The sequence below is a fragment of the Staphylococcus ureilyticus genome (assembly GCF_002902235.1).
Taxonomy (GTDB): domain Bacteria; phylum Bacillota; class Bacilli; order Staphylococcales; family Staphylococcaceae; genus Staphylococcus; species Staphylococcus ureilyticus.
Genome location: NZ_PPRL01000017.1, coordinates 1 through 19311 on the forward strand (window position 1 = coordinate 1; position 19311 = coordinate 19311).

21 protein-coding genes are annotated in these 19311 nt (G+C 31.2%); 14 read left to right on the forward strand and 7 right to left on the reverse strand.

The features are described from left to right. Window positions 1-79: 79 nt before the first annotated feature. The 4 genes from CD150_RS02310 (at window position 80) to CD150_RS02325 (ending at window position 4607) form a co-directional block, all read left to right on the forward strand. Window positions 80-2230, forward strand: a complete 2151-nt coding sequence (locus CD150_RS02310; protein ID WP_073343310.1) for a helix-turn-helix transcriptional regulator — start codon at window positions 80-82, stop codon at window positions 2228-2230. Window positions 2231-2397: 167 nt separating this feature from the next. Next, window positions 2398-2754 (forward strand): transcriptional regulator, SarA/Rot family, encoded by a 357-nt coding sequence (locus CD150_RS02315; protein WP_070657608.1) that lies wholly within the window; start codon window positions 2398-2400, stop codon window positions 2752-2754. Window positions 2755-3385: 631 nt separating this feature from the next. Beyond that, on the forward strand, window positions 3386-4102 hold the full coding sequence (locus tag CD150_RS02320) for a YebC/PmpR family DNA-binding transcriptional regulator (RefSeq protein ID WP_046207344.1): 717 nt from the start codon (window positions 3386-3388) through the stop codon (window positions 4100-4102). A 1-nt stretch (window position 4103) separates the two neighbouring features. After that, window positions 4104-4607, forward strand: coding sequence for a cupin domain-containing protein (locus CD150_RS02325; protein WP_073343307.1), 504 nt, complete (start codon window positions 4104-4106; stop codon window positions 4605-4607). 70 nt (window positions 4608-4677) lie between these two features. On the opposite strand, the gene CD150_RS02330 is transcribed toward CD150_RS02325, so the two are convergent. Beyond that, a complete protein-coding gene (locus CD150_RS02330) occupies window positions 4678-5790 on the reverse strand; it encodes a 5-methyltetrahydropteroyltriglutamate--homocysteine S-methyltransferase (RefSeq protein ID WP_073343304.1) in 1113 nt (370 codons plus the stop codon). Between the two features lie 210 nt (window positions 5791-6000). On the opposite strand from CD150_RS02330, the gene CD150_RS02335 reads away from it, so the two are divergent. The 5 genes from CD150_RS02335 (at window position 6001) to CD150_RS02355 (ending at window position 10853) form a co-directional block, all read left to right on the forward strand. After that, entirely contained in the window at window positions 6001-6717 is a 717-nt protein-coding gene (locus CD150_RS02335; RefSeq protein WP_064209555.1) for a ribonuclease FAU-1 family protein, read from the forward strand. 170 nt (window positions 6718-6887) lie between these two features. Further along, window positions 6888-7742, forward strand: coding sequence for a LysR family transcriptional regulator (locus CD150_RS02340; protein WP_046207348.1), 855 nt, complete (start codon window positions 6888-6890; stop codon window positions 7740-7742). An 88-nt stretch (window positions 7743-7830) separates the two neighbouring features. Then, window positions 7831-9039 (forward strand): sugar efflux transporter, encoded by a 1209-nt coding sequence (locus CD150_RS02345; RefSeq protein WP_073343302.1) that lies wholly within the window; start codon window positions 7831-7833, stop codon window positions 9037-9039. Between the two features lie 6 nt (window positions 9040-9045). Next, entirely contained in the window at window positions 9046-9534 is a 489-nt protein-coding gene (locus tag CD150_RS02350) for a DUF456 domain-containing protein (RefSeq protein ID WP_073343300.1), read from the forward strand. A 158-nt stretch (window positions 9535-9692) separates the two neighbouring features. Next, complete coding sequence (locus CD150_RS02355; protein WP_046207351.1) at window positions 9693-10853, forward strand: MFS transporter; 1161 nt, start codon at window positions 9693-9695, stop codon at window positions 10851-10853. A gap of 76 nt (window positions 10854-10929) precedes the next feature. Here the strand turns inward: CD150_RS02355 and CD150_RS02360 are convergent, their stop codons facing one another. After that, the gene (locus tag CD150_RS02360; RefSeq protein ID WP_046207554.1) at window positions 10930-11613 is read right to left on the reverse strand and encodes a DUF1129 family protein; all 684 of its coding nucleotides are present in this window, start codon (window positions 11611-11613) and stop codon (window positions 10930-10932) included. Between the two features lie 98 nt (window positions 11614-11711). On the opposite strand from CD150_RS02360, the gene CD150_RS02365 reads away from it, so the two are divergent. The 4 genes from CD150_RS02365 (at window position 11712) to CD150_RS02380 (ending at window position 13635) form a co-directional block, all read left to right on the forward strand. Then, window positions 11712-12173, forward strand: coding sequence for a GNAT family N-acetyltransferase (locus CD150_RS02365; protein ID WP_064209554.1), 462 nt, complete (start codon window positions 11712-11714; stop codon window positions 12171-12173). A 53-nt stretch (window positions 12174-12226) separates the two neighbouring features. Next, the gene (locus CD150_RS02370; RefSeq protein ID WP_240621210.1) at window positions 12227-12391 is read left to right on the forward strand and encodes an SA0632 family lipoprotein; all 165 of its coding nucleotides are present in this window, start codon (window positions 12227-12229) and stop codon (window positions 12389-12391) included. A 298-nt stretch (window positions 12392-12689) separates the two neighbouring features. After that, the gene (locus CD150_RS02375; protein ID WP_046207354.1) at window positions 12690-12986 is read left to right on the forward strand and encodes a hypothetical protein; all 297 of its coding nucleotides are present in this window, start codon (window positions 12690-12692) and stop codon (window positions 12984-12986) included. Between the two features lie 94 nt (window positions 12987-13080). Further along, window positions 13081-13635, forward strand: coding sequence for a GNAT family N-acetyltransferase (locus CD150_RS02380; RefSeq protein ID WP_064209553.1), 555 nt, complete (start codon window positions 13081-13083; stop codon window positions 13633-13635). A 202-nt stretch (window positions 13636-13837) separates the two neighbouring features. On the opposite strand, the gene CD150_RS02385 is transcribed toward CD150_RS02380, so the two are convergent. Next, window positions 13838-15268 (reverse strand): aminotransferase-like domain-containing protein, encoded by a 1431-nt coding sequence (locus CD150_RS02385; protein ID WP_073343297.1) that lies wholly within the window; start codon window positions 15266-15268, stop codon window positions 13838-13840. 304 nt (window positions 15269-15572) lie between these two features. Between CD150_RS02385 and CD150_RS02390 the strand changes: the two genes are divergently transcribed. Further along, complete coding sequence (locus CD150_RS02390; RefSeq protein ID WP_073343296.1) at window positions 15573-16190, forward strand: LysE/ArgO family amino acid transporter; 618 nt, start codon at window positions 15573-15575, stop codon at window positions 16188-16190. 59 nt (window positions 16191-16249) lie between these two features. Here the strand turns inward: CD150_RS02390 and CD150_RS02395 are convergent, their stop codons facing one another. The 4 genes from CD150_RS02395 to CD150_RS02410 all read right to left on the reverse strand — a co-directional run bounded on the left by CD150_RS02395 (window position 16250) and on the right by CD150_RS02410 (window position 19027). Further along, on the reverse strand, window positions 16250-16816 hold the full coding sequence (locus tag CD150_RS02395) for an LOG family protein (protein ID WP_046207358.1): 567 nt from the start codon (window positions 16814-16816) through the stop codon (window positions 16250-16252). A gap of 3 nt (window positions 16817-16819) precedes the next feature. Further along, window positions 16820-17284: a YaiI/YqxD family protein gene (locus tag CD150_RS02400; RefSeq protein ID WP_073343293.1), complete on the reverse strand. Its 465-nt coding sequence runs from the start codon at window positions 17282-17284 to the stop codon at window positions 16820-16822. A 5-nt stretch (window positions 17285-17289) separates the two neighbouring features. After that, window positions 17290-17991: a hypothetical protein gene (locus tag CD150_RS02405; RefSeq protein WP_073343290.1), complete on the reverse strand. Its 702-nt coding sequence runs from the start codon at window positions 17989-17991 to the stop codon at window positions 17290-17292. 160 nt (window positions 17992-18151) lie between these two features. Continuing rightward, window positions 18152-19027, reverse strand: coding sequence for an undecaprenyl-diphosphate phosphatase (locus CD150_RS02410; RefSeq protein ID WP_073343286.1), 876 nt, complete (start codon window positions 19025-19027; stop codon window positions 18152-18154). Window positions 19028-19311 lie beyond the last annotated feature (284 nt).

The window sequence follows — 19311 nt, forward strand, 5'->3', positions numbered from 1 at the left end:
AAATATAAAAGAAATAATCAATTTTATAAAAATGATTTTATATGTATGGTGTATAACAGAATATGAGAGAGGTTGGAATATGGAAGTAAAGTGTTTAAATATTATTTCTAATAATTTTTATCCTACTAAACGTGTAACAGATGGCATACTAGTATTATTGCCAATAAAAGGAGTATTAGAAATTCAACAATTTACAGCTAATATAAAAGTTGAAACGGAATTGTTAATCGTAAACCATACAGAAATTTTTAGCATTAAACGCAATGAAGCAACCATTTTATTATATATAGCGAGTGATTGGTTTTTAGAACGAGGTTATCCTTTTTTTGATTATCAATACGCCTCTAAGTTGATTCAGTCTACAGCACAATTAACTAAATCCTTAATTGAGCTGACGAAACACTATTTGAACGATACTTTAAGTTATGATATTTATGAAAATTACATGGTCAAAATTGTTGAAATTATTGCTAATGAAGCTAAAGTAGATTCGGATTATTTATCCCAACAAACTGATCACGCATACTTTGGTATTACTGGAGAAATACTTGATTATGTAAATCGTAATTTGAAGCAGCCTTTAACATTAAAGTCAATTGCTGACCATATATTTATTTCACAATCAAATATATCTAGTCAATTTTATAGTAAGCTAGATATGAATTTTAAAACTTATGTGGATACATTAAAATTGGCGGCATCTATGAAAGAGCTATTGGATAGTCAACATACCATTGGAGAAATATCTGATTTATACGGTTTTAGTAGTGCAGCACTTTACAGTAAAAAATTCAAGCAATATTACGGTTACACACCTAATCAATATCGTAAACTCTCAAAATACAATAAGTATTTATATTTTCCTTATGAAACATTGAATGACACATTTAAAGATCAAATAAAGACTCAACTTACTGCAAAATTAGAAGATAGTTATGTACAAAACAATGAAATTAGTATTTGTACTGATCATTTTTTGGATAATCGTAATTCATCCATGATTATTCAAATTTACACAATAGCAGAGTTATACCAATTGTATACTGATCCTAAAATGAGTTATTTGTTTGAAAATGAGGAACAGATTTATATTTATTGCAATATCAACGTAAAAGATATTCAACAATACATTTCTGAACAAAAAACATATAATGCTTTTGACTTTATCATATCAAACAATGCTAATTTGGTACTTAAAATCTACGAAAGTCAAGATGTTGAAATATATTTGAATCAGATTTGCAAACCCTACGCGGCTTATTTGCAAACTAGCACAAACTTAAACAAAGATTTACTAAAAAAGATAAGCTATTGTTTTGATTTAAGTACAATGTCAATAAAAGAGATATACCGGAACATTATCAAAATTAAACAATTTAGAGAGAATGTAAAATTTGGTATTGATATTACTCGTTTATTTAATGAACCAGATGCTTTTAAAATGATGGAAGTACAATTAAAGAGAATTGGTTTTGATTACTATTTTGTAGATAATCAAAAGTTATCAGTGCCATATTTTAATGAATCACATGAAATGCTGTTGACGAAAGAAATTTTTAAATTTAATTATATAAGAAAAATCATGGCAGAAATGTGTTTGGAAGATAGGTATTATTTTTTATTAAATGTAAGAAATAATTTTTTATTGCATGACGAGCCAATGAATATTATTGAGAGTCCGCCATTGTTAGTCGGTGTGTTTAAAAGAATATTAAAACATTTTTCAGGCATAGGTGTAGATTTGATACAGCAAATGAACGGAAATGAGGCGTTATACTTATATGATAAAAGTGGTTTCCGTACATTGGTAGGAACTATGTTTCATCGCTTAATAGAAAAAACACGTTATACAGTTTATGAACATGATTTTTATACTATTATTGATCAAGTGGATAAAATTAGCGTTTATATCAGTGATTGGCAAATTATGGAAAATGAAGTTTCAAAACACTATACAACTAAAATGTCTGTTAATATCAATTTCAAGGATTTGAAGTTAAGAAAAAAATATTTAATTTTTAAAGAGACATATAATAATGCACATGGAAATATCAATTGTGTGATACCTTGCAATTTGCGCGAGAAATATCAATGGTCTGATATATTTATAGAAAAAATTGAATCATATAATCAGCCACGCATAAATGTTTTCGAACATTCATTTAACGACAAATCTTTAAGCGTAGCAATTGATCATAATACTGTACACATTATTGATATTTATAAATAAATGCTTAATCCTAAATTATATAATTAATTTAACATGTTTTGTGATATTCAATTTACTGCTGTTCGTAATAATGACAAAGCTATAAAAAATAAATGATAAAGACAGAGTTACTTTTTTTAGAGATAATGAAATTGTATTGCTTACTAGCATTTGGAGGTGTAGCAACAATGAATGATGAAAAAAAGGCGCAGTTATTAAAAATTTATAAAAAATATAATAAAGTAATGTCTTATATAGAAAGTAAATATAAGCTAACAATGAATGACATTGCTATTTTGGAAATAATACAACAAAATTGTCAACAGCAAAACATGCTGATGCAGCCATTTTTAAAAATTGCGACGACTGAACTCGATTTGAGTCGAACAAAAGTGTTGGCATCAATTCGACGATTAATTAACCAAGATCGTGTAAGCAAATTACGTTCGACAAAAGATGAGAGAAAAGTTTATTTATCGATGACTGAAGAAAATGATAGGAAGTATCACACTTTGTTAGATGAAATTGAAACACAGGTAGACTAAAATATTAAAAATTCATGTTTACATAATGACAATAAAGCTTTAATCAGTTACAAATATTAAATAGTATAATGATACTTCGTGACGAAAGTAGGACAGAAATTTAATTTTATTAAATGGATTTCGTCGTATCCTCTAATAAGGATTACCTGAGCTTTAGCTCATGCATAAGAACCACTAACCCAACAAGTTGGGAAGTGGCATTAAAGATTACTTGAGCTTTAGCTCATGCATAAGAACCACTAACCCAACAAGTTGGGAAGTGGTAATAAGGATTACCTGAGCTTTAGCTCATGCATAAGAACCACTAACCCAACAAGTTGGGAAGTGGTTCTTTATATGTTTTAAAATCACTTTTAATATGTATTTAAGTACTCAAAGAAGCGGTTTTCATATCTTAAAATTACCGATGTATAACGTTAAAGGGAACTAATTCATTCTATATAGTTGATGCTCTATGTGACAAACGATCAATGTTTGATACAAACTAATAAGTTGCCAAAGGGTATAGATATTTCGAGAGACGTAATAAAAAATACAAGCAAAGTAGTAGGTTAGTCTATGTGATATAATAAAAATATTGTATAATATGATGTACTGACACACGCATTTAATTAGAAAGTGAGATGACATTATGGGACGTAAGTGGAATAATATTAAAGAGAAAAAGGCCCAAAAAGATAAGAATACGAGTAGAATTTATGCTAAATTTGGTAAAGAAATTTATGTAGCGGCTAAATCTGGTGAGCCCGATCCAGTATCAAACCAAGCATTAAGGTTAACTCTAGAAAGAGCAAAAACATATTCTGTACCAAACCATATTATAGATAGAGCTATTGAAAAAGCTAAAGGTGGCGGCGAAGAAAATTATGATGAGTTGCGATATGAAGGGTTTGGCCCGAACGGCTCTATGATAATCGTAGATGCGCTTACTGATAATGTAAATAGAACTGCATCTGATGTTCGTGCTGCATTTGGTAAAAATGGAGGTAATATGGGAGTTTCTGGATCTGTTGCTTATATGTTTGAACACACTGCAGTATTTGGTGTTGAAGACAAGTCAGCGGATGATGTCTTGGAAAGTTTAATGGAACAAGAGATAGATGTTAAAGATGTCATTGATGAAGATGGTTTAACCATTGTATATGCTGAGCCTGATCAATTTGCCCAAGTGCAAGATGCATTACGTGCATCAGGTGTTGAAACATTTAAAGTAGCGGAATTTGAAATGTTACCACAGTCAGATATTGAGTTATCAGCAGAAGATCAGGAAACATTTGAACAATTAATTGATGCATTAGAAGAATTAGAAGATGTTCAGAATGTATTCCATAATGTGGATTTGAAATAGCATGAATAAAAATCAAGAAGTACAAAAATGGATTGACCAATTACAATTACATCCGCATCCAGAAGGTGGCTATTATAAAGAGACTATCAAAGCGGTACCGACTAGCTCAAATCAAAGATCGGCTTATTCGAGCATATACTTTCTTTTAACGCACGATAATATATCACATTTTCATCGAATAGATGCTGATGAAATCTGGTATTATCATGCAGGAGATTCTTTGACTGTTCACATGATATACCCTGATGGCAATTATCAAAAAGTAACAGTTGGCCCCAACATCGAAAGTGGTGATGTATTGCAACATGTTGTTCCAAAGGGCACAATTTTTGCATCGTCTATTGAAGACTGTGCTGGTTATGCGCTTGTTGGTTGCATGTGTCATCCAGCATTTGAATTTAAACATTTTGAGTTATTGAGTAAAGAGTGGCTAAATGAAACATATCCAGCCTTAAAACACATCAATGATCGTTACGCTTTATCAATAATTGACATTAATAGTTAAATATAAAGGAAAACTCGTATTACTTTCTCGTTAAAACAGTTGTGAAAGTAGTACGAGTTTTTTATTGATATTATTTTGATGTACCAAAAACTTCATTAGCAATTTCAACAATATAAGCTAACTTTTTCCACTGTTCTTCTTCAGTTAATTTATTGCCTTCTTCAGTAGAAGCAAAACCACATTGTGGACTTAGACAAATTTGTTCTAAATCTATATAGTTTTGTGCTTCTTTTATACGTTTTAAAATAGTGGTTTTATCTTCTAATTCACCATTTTTTGATGTGAATAATCCCAACACTGCAAATGAACGATCTTCTGGGAAAAATCTTAAAGGTTCGAAATCACCTGAGCGATTATCATCATATTCTAAGAAGAAACCATCTAATTGTTCTTTAAATAGATATGGAGCGATTGGTTCATAACCACCAGAAATAGCCCACGTAGATTGATAATTTCCACGACAAATATGTGTTGTGATCAATAAATCTTCTGGTAAACCACTGATTGCTTCATTGATAACTTTATAAGCGAGTTGACGTGCAACTTCTTTTTCAGATTCACTTCTATCACGCCCACGTGTATTTTGTGTTCCTGATGTTAAATTTGCCCAATACACATCATCTAGTTGTATATAACGTGCACCGAGATCATAGAATTTTAGTAAACTATCGTGATAAGCTTTTGCTACATCATGCGCAAAATCATTGATATCAGGATAAATGTCTTCGTTTAAAATATTAGGATGGAACAATTGATTTGGACTTGGAATAGAAACTTTTGCCGTTGCACGGCCATTTACCTTTTCATATAAAAATTTAAAGTGTTCAAAATGGGGATGATTTGGGTTAAATGTAACTTTATCAACCACCTTGACGTTGTGATTTCTAGTTTCTACACCTTCAAATGTTAAACCACGCTCTGATGTGTAACCTTCAACACCATCTAGGTTTTCTAAGAAATCAAAATGCCACCAACTTCTGCGGAATTCACCATCAGTAATACTATGTAAGCCAATTTCTAGTTGTTTATCTATGATGCGTTCAATTTCCTCATCTTCTATATTTTTTAATGTTTGAGCATCAATAACGTTATTTTGATAATCTTTACGTGCATCTTTTAAACGTTGTGGACGTAGTAAACTTCCTACGTGATCTGCTCTAAATGGTCTTTGTGACGTTGACATATGGCTATCTCCCTTTTTAAAGAATTTTCTGAAAAATATATTAAAAATTTAACAAACTTCTCAACAATTGTCAATTTCGCTTTTGCACTATGAAATATAGTACAATAAACATAATTATCTACTCGCTATTAATTAAAAATTTAAATGTAACAAACATAAGATGACATGTAAGGTTCAGTTTTATATAATAATGACAAGGAGTTGGTGGCAGTGAAAGTAAAATATATTGATAAACGTCACTGGCGTCGCATCATTGACCGAGAATATACGGAAGTCAAAGTGAATAATAACAAATTTAAAGGTATTATTGGGTTAGTAACGATGAAAAAGGTACGTGAACCTCTAGAAGTATCGGTCGTAGGACAAAATATTGTTGTGGCTGATGATAACTATCAGTGGTTACAAATATTACCTGAAAAAAAACGTTATAGTATCACAGTGATGTTAGACGACAATGGCAATCCATTAGAATATTACTTTGACATAAATATTAAAAACGTTACGCAAAAAGGAAATGCACGTACGATTGATTTATGCTTGGACGTATTAGCATTACCTAATGGAGAATACGAACTTGTTGATGAAGACGATTTGTTACGCGCGTTAAACCAAGGCCAAATAACCAAGAAGCAATATCACGAAGCTTATATTATCGCGCATCAGTTAATGATTAAAATTGATACAGATTTTACAACTATGCAGAATAAAATTATGTATTGTTTCCATAAAATAAAACAAAAGTCGAAATCTCAAAAGCAATCCTCTTTTAATAAACATAAATTTAAAGGCAAAAAGCATAAAAACGTTGTGTACAATGAGGCTAAACATAAGCCAATAAAAAATTACAATAAGCATCATAATCATTCTAATCAAGATAATAGCAAATCACATCAAAGTAAGATAAAAGATTCTAATGCATCTCAATAATCTTGAAATTGTTATAAAAAATTCCCTATATTAGTCAAGCGTTAACCATGTTATAGTAAACACTGCGAGAATTGAAGAGTATTAAAAGTGATTCATTAGCGCAAAGTAAATAAAAGTAAGGCCACCATAAATAAAGATATTTAGTATTCGTAAAAAATAGGGGGATAATTATGAAGATTGACGATTATCGCTTGTTAACTACATTAGATGAGACGAAAACGCTCAGAAAAGCAGCGGAAATTTTATACATCTCTCAACCAGCAGTAACACAACGATTAAAAGCGATAGAAAATGCATTTGGCGTCGACATATTCATTCGTACAAAAAAACAATTAATAACGACGACTGAAGGCATGATGATTATTGAACATGCACGTGATATGTTGAATAGAGAGCGTCTGTTTTTAGATAAGATGCAAGCACATATCGGTGAAGTAAATGGTACGATTTCTATTGGTTGTTCATCCTTAATAGGGCAAACGTTGTTGCCGGTAGTATTGAATTTATATACACGACAATTTCCAAATGTAGAAATCCAAGTTCAAGTAGGATCGAGTGAACAAATTAAAGCTAATCATAGAGATTACCATGTGATGATTATTCGTGGGAATAAAATGATGAATTTAAGCAACACGCATTTATTTAACGACGAACATTATTTTATACATCCTAAAAATCGTAATGATGAAGTAGAAAAGATGCCGTTTATCGAATTTCAGGCTGATCCTATATACATTAATCAAATTAAAGAATGGTATGGCAGCCAAATTGGTCAAGATTATCATGCGATGATTACGGTTGATCAAGTGGCGACATGTAAAGAAATGTTATTAAATGGCGTTGGCGTGACCATATTGCCGGAAATCATGATGAAACACTTAGATAGGGAACAGTTTGCGTTTCAACGCGTAGATATAGACGATAAACCGCTGATTCGTTCTACTTATTTGAGCTATGATCCAAGCATGTTACAGTTGCCGCAAGTTGATTCATTTATTAATTTAATAATGGAATACGTGGAATAACAATTTTAGATAATTGAATATTTTGGTTCATTGATAAATATAACTTTGTGAAGAGTTATATGAATTTAATAGGAATAGAGGACGCTAAATGTTTAGTGAATTGTTACATATAAAAAATTACAAATTATTTGTCGTTAATATGATGATGTTAGGTATGGGCATCGCCATTACTGTACCGTATCTGGTATTATTTGCTACAAATGATTTAGGTATGACTTCTACCCAATATGGGTTGCTACTAGCATTAGCTGCAATTAGTCAATTTACAATGAATACAATTGTAGCACGCTTTTCTGATACACATAGTATCAACAGAAAGACAATTATTATTACTGCACTTTTTATGGGGGCAGTCAGCTTTTCAATTTATTTTTACATTCATGAAATCTGGGTTTTTATAGTAATGTATGCCATTTTCCAAGGTTGTTTTGCCCCAGCCATGCCTCAGATGTATGCGTCAGCAAGAGAATCAATCAATACTTCTACATCAAAGGACAGAGCGAAATTTGCTAACGCTGTATTACGTTCAATGTTTTCATTTGGTTTCTTGTTCGGTCCACTTATTGGTGCATTGTTACTTAGTTTTAAAGGATATGCGGGTTTATTTGGCGGAACGATAACAATCATATTATTCACACTATTATTACAAGTTTTTTTCTTTAAAGATATTCAAACAAAGCGTCCAGTAGCAGATAGTACACATGTTGAAGCGGCGGCACCTAATATGTTACGTGACAAGGTCTTATTTGTACCCTTTTTAGCTTTTATTTTATTACATATAGGACAATGGATGTACACGTTGAATATGCCATTGTATGTGACGAACTTTTTGAAAGAACCAGAAAGTCGAGTAGGTGTGCTAGCTAGTATTTGTGCAGGACTTGAAGTACCTTTCATGGTCATATTAGGCATTTTATCTGCTAAATTGTCGACACGTACGCTATTGATACTTGGGGGATTATTCGGGGGATTATTTTATTTTAGTATAGGCGTATTTAATAGTCTGATCATGATGATAATAGGGCAGGTGTTTCTAGCTATTTTTCTAGCTATTTTACTTGGATTAGGGATTAGTTATTTCCAAGATATTTTACCTGATTTTCCTGGTTATGCATCTACATTATTTGCGAATGCGATGGTTATCGGACAATTATGTGGTAATCTTCTCGGTGGTGTAATGAGTCACTGGGTAGGCTTAGGTAATGTGTTCTTTGTTTCTGCAGGTTCAATTTTTTTAGGTATGATTTTAATATATTTTACAAAAGAACAAAAATTTACAGAAGAAAGTATGGAGTAGATAGAAATGACATTGATTTTATGGTTATGCATTATAGCATCATTTATTTTAGCGTTTATTGGTTTAATAAAGCCAATCATACCGTCAGTACTTGTATTATGGATTGGTTTTTTAATTTATCAATTCGGCTTTGACAATCATCATCTGTCTTGGATATTTTATGTATCGATGGCATTGTTCACAATATTTATCATTATTGCAGATTTCATTATGAATAAATATTTTGTCAGCAAGTTCGGCGGATCAAAATTAAGTGAGTATGCAGCGTTGATTGGTGTTATTGTAGGCTGTTTTGTCTTTCCACCATTTGGAATAATTATTATTCCATTTATAGCTGTGTTAGTAGTTGAATTTATACAAGAGCCGCATTTTTCTAAAGCTTTAAAGGCAAGTTTTGGTTCAGTAGTAGCATTTTTAGCAAGTTCCATCGCTCAAGCGATAATAATGATTATTATGGTTGTTTGGTTTTTCATAGATGCATTATTAATCAATTAATCTATGTGATGAAAGATATTACAAACGGTGTAAAATCATGGTGAGCACACTTATAGCATAAATAAAGTGAAATTTAAGCAATCTTCTTGTTTTCGTAATTACTACTTTAGTATAATCACTCACATGTGTTAAAAAGCGGAAAAGGAAGGGAGTCTTAAATGAAATATCCAATTGCTATATGGATGCTTGCAATCGGTGCTTTTGCAATCGGAATGACAGAGTTTGTAATTATGGGATTATTGCCAAACATTGCTAGAGATTTTGATGTCAGTGTAAGCCAAGCAGGGCAACTGATTACAGGTTATGCTTTAGGTGTAGCTATCGGTGGGCCTATCATTGTGATGTTAACAATTAAATGGAATAGAAAATATTTATTGTTGGCATTAATGGCGATATTTATTGTAGGAAATATTGCAGCCTCATTTAGCCCGAATTATGGCTTTATGATGACGAGTCGAATTATTACTTCATTAGCTCATGGTTCATTTTTTGGTATAGGTTCAATATTAGCAGCGAGTATGGTTAAGCCAGAAAAGCGTGCGAGTGCGATGGCATTAATGTTTATGGGCTTAAGCATGAGTAATATTTTAGGCGTGCCGTTTGGAACTTTAATCGGACAAAACTTTGGTTGGCCAATGACATTTATTATTATATCAGTCATCGGAGCTTTAGCATTAATAGGTATTATCATATTTGTACCGATGAAAAAAGAAACAGTTAAATCATCTGTATTAAATGAACTGAAAATTTTAAAAGAAAAGCGTTTATGGTTAACCTTAGCTGTTACATTATTCGGATTTAGTAGTGTATTTGCTTACTTTACTTATATATCAACAGTGCTCATTGATGTGTCACATGTACAAGAAAATTTAATCTCATATTTATTGATTATATTTGGTATTGGGGTCACATTAGGTAATGTTGTAGGTGGAAAGCTTGCAGATTGGAATTTAAATAAGGCATTAAAAATAATATTTAGTGTATTTATTTTATATTTCATTTTATTATACTTTGTGCAAATGAATGGATTATTAATGGTAGCAGGTATTTTCTTTTTCGGTCTCATCGGTTTCAGTATGAGTCCGTCGCTACAATATAAAAGTACGTTAATTTCACAAGATGCACCAACACTTGCGAGTACACTTAACCAATCAGCATTTAATTTAGGTAATGCTTTGGGTGCATTTATCGGAGGTGTCGTGGTAACAAATTTACCAGTTGCATCGTTAAGTTTAATTGCGCCGATACTAACAGTGATTGGTCTTATTTTCTTATTTATTAATATTGCAATAGAAAAGAAAGAAAATATAACAACATAGGTGAAACATAAACTAAAAACACGTCAGCCACTTCTCGAATTTTAGAAGCTTGTGCTAACGTGTTTTTTAATAGTATTTATAATGAAGCATTGGTGTTTTTATTAGTAAAATGATGATCGATATATAATGCGATTGGAATGAATATAAATGAAATGATAATAAAAGTCCAATTGCTAATTAATAAATAAGGGCCTACAGTTAAAAACATCTGTGGAATGAAAAAGACATAAAATATTCCACATACAGATAAAAGTAAAACGAGATATGTTAATAACCAAGATAAGTGTGATGTATTAAAACAACGTATTTGTACAGTTTTAAATAACATCCAAATAAAGAAAAATATGATAGCAATACCTACGATTAAAGTAAGCGGGAAAGTATATAAATATAGTCGTTTTGCACCAATAAAAAATCCAGCAAACCCTTTGAGAAAACAAAAAATACCCACAAAAAGCATAATATGACGCATAATGTATTTGAAAATGTTTCTTATTGTTTCATTTGGTAAACGTCTAAGTTCTCTTTTGGCATGGGCTTTAGGATCGTGATCAAAGAATTCCATTGCTAATGTGCCATCCTTTTCAGCTTCTAATAACTGATTTAAAACACGGTTTAACATTTTTTCAGAATCATGTGGGTTGACACTCAAATCAGCTCTGACATAAGTCATGTAGTTTTCAAACGTATCTCTGTCTGTATTATTTAAGCGCAATGCTTTCACATTGTTTTCACGCATTAATTTATCAGTAGATTTCATTGGCATTTGGCATTCCTTCTTATATATAAAATATATTTATAATGCTAATTATGACGAAAATAGTATTATAAATCAATAACACTTTCAAAGGAGTAATAATGGAGTATTTAAAACAATCACATCAACAATATTTAAATGAAATTGCGGAAATTCATGAACGACAACTTAACCAACAGTATGAGCATTATCAAAACACTACTATTTCTGTTGCATTACGTAAAGAAATGATTGAAAATGGATTAATAGCCAATACTGATGTTGTGATTACCGAAATACAAGACCAACAAATGATTGCTTTTATTTGGGCAAGATATCTAAAGCAATATCAAAAGGTTATTATTGAAATGATGTATGTTTCGGAAGACAATCGAAATCAAGGTATCGCGAAAGCATTAAAAAAAGAGGTTGAAATATGGGCATATAGTAGGGGTGCTTCAGAAATTGAAAGCACGGTAGTCAATCACAACCACGCCATGAAAGATTTGAATTTTAAACTTGGATACTATATAAGTACGGTGACTATGAATAAAAGATTAAGAATAAATAATGAAGATGAGTAAAAATAATGATAAAATTATATTATTATTATGAAATTAACAAAAGGAGTTCTTACATGAAGAAATGTTTAGCACTCATACTAGCATCCACTGTCTTATTGACTGCATGTGGGAAAAATGATGAAAAAGCAACGTTAGAGAAAGATATTGATAAATTGGAAAAACAAAATAAAGATTTGAAAAAACAAAAAGAAGACTTAGAAAAGAGAAAGATAAACTGAAAGATAAGTCGAAGAATTTAGAAAAAGATGTTAATGCTGAAACATAAGCTTCTATACTAATTGCGTTACAAATGGATTTCATGCAATATTTCCCAGGAAATTATTGTACTATCGTTTTACAAATTGTTATAATGGGTATCATTAACGTAATGAATATAAAAAGTTTCTAAAAAATAGATTTGAAATTATGAGTCAGTTGCTTAGTATTACCTTATATTAAGTGTGACTTTATAATGAATCATTTATTATACGCAGTTTATAAATAATCATTTTTCATTAGGAGAAAGAGGGAATAACGATGCATGAAAAAGATTTTGTATTATTAGAAGGGCGTTCAATTACGCTCCCAGAATTAGGTAGAGAAATTGAAAGTATTACTGGTAGAGAAATCAAAGATTCGACTGGTGAAATTAAACGTGTTATTGCACATTTACCCAATTTTGAATCTGATACAGATACATTTGTAGCTACTTACAAATTAAATCATAAAAATGATTTCATAGATGCAACATTTACGGCGCCCAAAAGTGAACGTGGTCGGTTGAAAGAAGTAGCTGTAAACGTTGAATTGATTAGCTATATTTCAAGAGCATAAGCAATGTTTAATCCATGTGATAGCGCGGTATGAGAATAATCATAACGCGTTATTTTCTATAGAAATTTAATTTCCAGTTTAGAGGTGTAACAGTATGACAGTTTATATAGAAACTGAGCGTTTAAGGTTACGGGACTGGCAAGCAGAAGATTTACTTCCATTTCAGCAGATGAACGCGAATCACCAAGTCCGTAGATATTTTCCAAGTTTATTAAGTTTTCGACGTTCAGAACATGATATGAAAAAGATGAATGATATTATTATCAATCATGATATAGGCCTTTTTGCTGTTGAATTAAAAGAAACAAATGGATGGCTTGGTTTTATCGGATTGAACTATGTACCTAAAGCCAGCAAGTATACGTTTGATGAGCTACCATTCTATGAAATCGGTTGGCGTTTGATCCCCGAAGTGTGGGGGAATGGTTTCGCTACTGAAGGTGCAGAAGCGGTACTCGAATATGCAAAACAGCAGGGGATTAACGAGGTCTATGCATTTACTTCAGAAAATAATGAACCTTCACGTAAGGTTATGGAAAAAATAGGTATGAAACTATATGATTTCTTTGAATATCCAGAATTAAGTAAGTATCATCCACTTAAAAGACATGTTAGATATTATAAAGATTTAACAAAACAAGCAAAATAAAATTGTAAATAAGTAATGGGGTATAAATCCTATTCTTATGAAAAAGACTAATCCATTTTTTAATATATGGATTAGTCTTTTTGTTTACTATGATTTTGTATCGTCCATGCCTGCCTGGGAATGTGATTCAAGCCATTAGTCTCTCATTCATATCATTTCCCTAGGCGTCAGCACGACTTAAAAGCGGTATGGTGACTGTGTTTTAAAGTGTTTTGCTTGATGTTAGTTTTTTAATAAGTTGGCTTAATTTTTGTAATGCAAATTCTATATCTTCAATGTTTATATAGGAATAAGAAAATCTTATATGATATTGTGCTTTTTTATCATAAATTTCGCCTGGATTAATTAAAATTTGGTTTTGGATCGCTAAATCGAACAGTTCTTTCATGTTTATTGGTACATTTAATTTGAACCAAATATAATAAGAACCTTTAGGTATGGACCAAGTACCTAAATCTTGAAAATGTTGATTTAAAGATGCTAAAAATTTATCACGTCTCTCTATAAGTGCTTGTTTTAAATAATTTAAATGTTGCTCATGGTATAAAGGGTTATTTAGCCATTCAGTTGCGATAAATTGTGATAATGAACTGGCACCATAATCATTTTGCATTTTCAAATCCGCTAAGTGCATAACAACTGATGGTTTACCTATAATCCATCCTACCCTTAAACCAGGGCTTACTGTTTTAGATAAACTACTAATGTATAAGATATTATCATTTTCTTCTAATGACTTTAAAGGTTGAGGACGATCTCCTTCGAACCACAAGTCGCCATAAACGTCATCTTCTACTATAGGGATTCCTGTTTGTTGGCATTGTTGAATTAATTTATATTTTTCTGTTTGCGTATATGAGTGTTGTGTAGGGTTATGTAAAGTCGGTATACAATAAAAAATGCTATTTTTATATAGTGTTTTAGCATTGAAAATAGTGTTAATTTGTTGTTTGATTTTAGATATTGTCAAAAACCTAAGATCTGCTCGAATGTTATGCCATGTATGCACAGAATTTATATATGAGGGCGTTTCTATAATTATCTTTGAATTTGGAATCAGTAAACCATCAGCGATGAGTTTTAATCCTTGCAATGCACCTGAAGTGACGCAAATGTTTGCTTCATCACATTCAATCCCCAATTTTTTAACATGATTTACAATTGCTTTTCTTAAATTTAAATTACCTAAGGGGTGTTCATAATTAGTTTTAAGTGCAGTAGTCGTTTGTTTTGAAAAAATATCTTGAAATTGCTTGTTTGGGATTAATTGTGGACTGAGTTCACCAGTACTTAAACGTAAGATATGCGCATCGAATTCTAATTCGTTAATTCGTTGTATAAAGTATTGATTATTTTTAGAAGCGCTATTTTTAATGTAGTCATGCCAATTCATATTATGATTAATATAAGTATTCCAATTACTTTTCGAAACGTATAACCCTTTGCGTGCTTTGCTTTCTAAAATTCCATAACTTTGTAGTATTTCTAAGGACTGAATAATAGTTGAACGATTGACGCGATATTGAGCTGCCAAATTTCTCTGAGAAGGTAATTTCATACCTGCTTCTAAATCACCATTTTTAATCTTCGAAAGTATATCATCAATAATTGCTTTATATTTTGGCATGAACATGCTAAATCTCCTTTAAGTAATTGGTGGGTTTTTAAAATTATAACTGGTTGGTAAAAATCAATTAAATATATTGTATCATGATTATATATAGAAAAATGGTCGTAACTCATATTTGAATATTTAAAGCTTATGGTTAGTGTATAAGATTCATTCATTTATTGACTACACACGTATCATGTGTCAATAAATACATAACGATAAATAATGATTATGTATTATGAATATCATATTTTGTCTTAGTTAACTTTGAGTGAAAACTGGTACGGTTTAATGATAATTTAGTTTTGAAGAAAGAGGAGATAATATGTTGCAACCAATGATTCATGGTTTGTTTTTAGCTTTGGGTTTAATCTTACCTTTAGGCGCACAAAATGTATTTGTATTTAACCAAGGAGCAAACCAAAAACAATTAATTAAGACTATACCAGTAATTATAGCTGCAGGGTTATGTGATACATTATTAATAGTATTAGCTGTATTAGGGGTGTCAGTCTTATTACTATCACTACCGATGTTACAAATCGTAATTTATTGTGTCGGCTTTATCTTTCTTAGCTACATGGCCTGGTCATTATGGCATGAAAAACCACAAACGCTTGAACGTTATCAATCAATGTCCGCGCGAAAGCAAATTGGATTTGCCATGTCAGTCTCATTATTAAATCCTCATGCAATTATGGATACTATTGGTGTTATAGGAACGAATGCAGCAATATATGAAGGCGTGGATAAAATGTTTTTTACAATCACGACAATTGCTGTTTCTTGGATCTGGTTTATATTTTTGGCAATTGCAGGTAAAGTCGTAGGTAATATTGATAAAAGAGGCAAATATATTTTAATATTAAATAAATTTTCAGCAATAATTATTGTGATTGTTGCATTAATAATATTAAAACAATTACTGGCAATACTATTTTAAGCATAAGAAAAGCAGAGGTAGTGGCATTTGTAGTGCACACATATCTCTGCTTTTAAAATTTAGTCGTAACTTCTAATACCTAATGGTTCATAGTTATGAATCGCTTCGAACAGTGCTTCAGGATTGTTACACAGTGGTGCCAGCGATTGATATTTTTTATCGATAAAGCCTTCATGAATCATATGGTCAATCAATGTTTGCAAAGGCTCAAAAAAGCCGTTGATATTATAGATAGCGATTGGTTTTTCATGAATACCGATTTGCGACCAACTATACATTTCAAAGAATTCTTCTAAAGAACCAGCGCCTCCTGGAGCCATGACAAACGCATCTGCTAATTCTGCCATTTTGTTTTTTCTTTCATGCATAGAATCAACTAAAATGAGTTCGCTTAGTCTTGTACTAGTAATTTCTCGTTCATTTAACATATTTGGCATCACGCCAATAGCACTACCTCCGTGATCTAATACGCCATCTTGAATAGCTCCCATAATACCAACAGAACCAGCACCAAATACTAATTCATAGTTATGTTTAGCCATATAAGTGCCTAATTGGTAAGCTTGTTTCATGTAAGATTCATCTTTACCTTTACTAGCACCGCAATAAACAGCAATTTTTTTCATATTCTATTCCTCCGTAAATAATGACACATCATTAATTATAGACAAAAATTTTTGTTCAAATATCGCAATGTCATCTGTTGTAAAAGCAGATGGGCCTTTAGTGCGCCCGCCACTTTTTCGAAATTGTGCACTCGCATGTCGTTGTTCTAACAAAGTGTTGATATTATTTTGATCAAATATAAATCCTTTATGGTGCATCACAACTTTAGCTTTGTTTAATAATAAACTTGCAAGTCCATAATCCTGTGTTATTACAATATCTTCTGATCGCGTGATTTTAACAATTTTATAGTCGACTGCATCCGGGCCATCATCAACATAAATGACATTGACGTGATCAGGTTGCATTTTTAAAGAAAAATGACTAAAGCTTCGGACAATGGTAACAAAGATGCTTGTCCCTTTTGTCAATTCAACAACAGAATTGGTAACAGGACAAGCATCTCCATCAATGATGACTTGAGTCATAATAATTATTTACCTTTTTCTTCATTGTTTTGCTTTACAATGCTTTTAGCAACATAATTTTTGTATTTTTTGAACTCCGCTAAACGGTCTTTTTTATTTTTTTCGCGAGCTTTGTCTTCTTCTTTATGACGTTTATCAATATTTTTTTGTAATTTTTTATTGAATTTATTTATTTCTTTGCGGTTTTCTTTTTCTAGCTTTTCGCCTTTTTGTTCTGTCTCTTTGTCTAATTTTCCTGGTGTCATGCCAACTTTTTCCATATGTTTATTAGATTTTTTCATAGATTGAATGCGTTGTTTTTGATTATCTTGACGTTTTTTTTCTTCTTCATTGTGGCGTTTTTCTATATTTTTTTGTAATTTCTTTTTCATTTTGTCTGCTTCTTTACGATTTTCTTTTTCAAGTTTTTCGCCTTTTTTCTCAATGTAAGCAGGATCATGTTCTTTAGCAATACGTTTTAATTCACGTTTTTGATCCATATTATGTTTTTTATCAATAACATAATCTTTTGCATTTGCAGATTTATCTACTACTGTATCCTTAATTTGAACAGATTTATTTGCTACGGTTTTTGAAGCTTTAGCAGTTGCATCACTAGCTTTTTTAACATCTGGATGATCTTTAATACGTTTACGTTCAACGATTAACGGTACTAAAAACACAGGCGCTACTGTGATGATTGTTTTAATTAATTGCTTTTTGTCCATACTCGTTGCCTCCAATAATTTTATACTATCTACTTATTACCCCATAATACATCATAATAAACGGTAAATACACGTACTTTCATGGAAATTATTTCTGCAATTTTGGACATGAAATTTAAGAAGAGGCTGGACAAATTACTTGTCTCAGCCTCTAACCGTTTTATTGTCCACTGATTCCTTGACCTATACCAAAACCAAAGTAAAGGATTGCAATAATAATGACTAATACAATTCTATAAATAGCAAATGGAATCAATTTTATTTTACTAATTAAGAATAAGAATGTTTTAATGGCAATTAAACCAACAATAAATGCTGTGATAAACCCTAGGAAGTAAAAACCGATGTGATTTAAATGAATATATTCAAAGTTTTTGACTAGAGATAAACCACTTGCTGCTAACATTACAGGAACTGCCATAATAAATGTGAAATCAGAAGCAGATTTATGGTTCATTTTCATGAGCACACCTGTAGAAATTGTAGAACCAGATCTACTGAAACCAGGCCACATAGCGATAGCTTGGGATAAACCAATTACAAAAGCTTGGAAATAATTAATTTGGTCTACAGTTTGTGGATTCGTAACTTTTTTACTGTATATATCTGCAATAATCATATATATTGCACCGATAAATAATCCAATCATGACTGTTGGGACACTAAATAAATATTTTTCAATAACATCATCAAACATTAAACCAAGTATACCTGCTGGAATCATACCAATGATAATATGTAGTAAGTTTAAGCGTTTAGGTTTTTGACCGATGCCATCGATAGGTTCAGATCTATATTTCCCTATATGTAACATTTCAAAATAACGTTCACGGAATACCCAGGCACCTGCGAATACAGAACCGAGTTGAATTACAATTTTAAAGGTAAACGCAGATTCTGAACCTAAAAATTGAGTTGATTTTAACCACATATCATCTACAAGAATCATATGTCCAGTAGAAGATACAGGTGCAAACTCAGTTAATCCTTCGACAATTCCTAGAATGATTCCTTTTATCAATTCAAGCAATATCATAATTAACCTACTTTCATAATATGGATTATAGTTTATTCATTTTCATTTTATAATAATAGCACATTAAAATTATAAAGTGCCATAGATAAATAAGATTTTGGACTAAAGACTGAGAGAAAAAGTACTTACTTTAGTTAAACGAGCTAAAAGATAAAATAATTGTAAATTTTATTCAGAAAGCCAAACTTCTTTTTGCGAATTTTATTTATAATTTATTAACTATATAATTATGAAAGTTTGTTTTTTACTTTTGAATTTTAAGCATTCAATCATTTGATTATAAT

Excerpts from the sequence above, each read along its gene's own strand:
- CD150_RS02400 (WP_073343293.1), bottom strand. The coding sequence starts at position 17,284 with ATGACTCAAGTCATCATTGATGGAGATGCTTGTCCTGTTACCAATTCT.
- CD150_RS02370 (WP_240621210.1), top strand. The coding sequence starts at position 12,227 with ATGAAGAAATGTTTAGCACTCATACTAGCATCCACTGTCTTATTGACT.
- CD150_RS02330 (WP_073343304.1), bottom strand. The coding sequence starts at position 5,790 with ATGTCAACGTCACAAAGACCATTTAGAGCAGATCACGTAGGAAGTTTA.
- CD150_RS02375 (WP_046207354.1), top strand. The coding sequence starts at position 12,690 with ATGCATGAAAAAGATTTTGTATTATTAGAAGGGCGTTCAATTACGCTC.
- CD150_RS02360 (WP_046207554.1), bottom strand. The coding sequence starts at position 11,613 with ATGAAATCTACTGATAAATTAATGCGTGAAAACAATGTGAAAGCATTG.
- CD150_RS02340 (WP_046207348.1), top strand. The coding sequence starts at position 6,888 with ATGAAGATTGACGATTATCGCTTGTTAACTACATTAGATGAGACGAAA.
- CD150_RS02315 (WP_070657608.1), top strand. The coding sequence starts at position 2,398 with ATGAATGATGAAAAAAAGGCGCAGTTATTAAAAATTTATAAAAAATAT.
- CD150_RS02350 (WP_073343300.1), top strand. The coding sequence starts at position 9,046 with ATGACATTGATTTTATGGTTATGCATTATAGCATCATTTATTTTAGCG.
- CD150_RS02345 (WP_073343302.1), top strand. The coding sequence starts at position 7,831 with ATGTTTAGTGAATTGTTACATATAAAAAATTACAAATTATTTGTCGTT.
- CD150_RS02405 (WP_073343290.1), bottom strand. The coding sequence starts at position 17,991 with ATGGACAAAAAGCAATTAATTAAAACAATCATCACAGTAGCGCCTGTG.
- CD150_RS02355 (WP_046207351.1), top strand. The coding sequence starts at position 9,693 with ATGAAATATCCAATTGCTATATGGATGCTTGCAATCGGTGCTTTTGCA.
- CD150_RS02385 (WP_073343297.1), bottom strand. The coding sequence starts at position 15,268 with ATGTTCATGCCAAAATATAAAGCAATTATTGATGATATACTTTCGAAG.
- CD150_RS02320 (WP_046207344.1), top strand. The coding sequence starts at position 3,386 with ATGGGACGTAAGTGGAATAATATTAAAGAGAAAAAGGCCCAAAAAGAT.
- CD150_RS02410 (WP_073343286.1), bottom strand. The coding sequence starts at position 19,027 with ATGATATTGCTTGAATTGATAAAAGGAATCATTCTAGGAATTGTCGAA.
- CD150_RS02390 (WP_073343296.1), top strand. The coding sequence starts at position 15,573 with ATGTTGCAACCAATGATTCATGGTTTGTTTTTAGCTTTGGGTTTAATC.
- CD150_RS02325 (WP_073343307.1), top strand. The coding sequence starts at position 4,104 with ATGAATAAAAATCAAGAAGTACAAAAATGGATTGACCAATTACAATTA.
- CD150_RS02395 (WP_046207358.1), bottom strand. The coding sequence starts at position 16,816 with ATGAAAAAAATTGCTGTTTATTGCGGTGCTAGTAAAGGTAAAGATGAA.
- CD150_RS02310 (WP_073343310.1), top strand. The coding sequence starts at position 80 with ATGGAAGTAAAGTGTTTAAATATTATTTCTAATAATTTTTATCCTACT.
- CD150_RS02380 (WP_064209553.1), top strand. The coding sequence starts at position 13,081 with ATGACAGTTTATATAGAAACTGAGCGTTTAAGGTTACGGGACTGGCAA.
- CD150_RS02365 (WP_064209554.1), top strand. The coding sequence starts at position 11,712 with ATGGAGTATTTAAAACAATCACATCAACAATATTTAAATGAAATTGCG.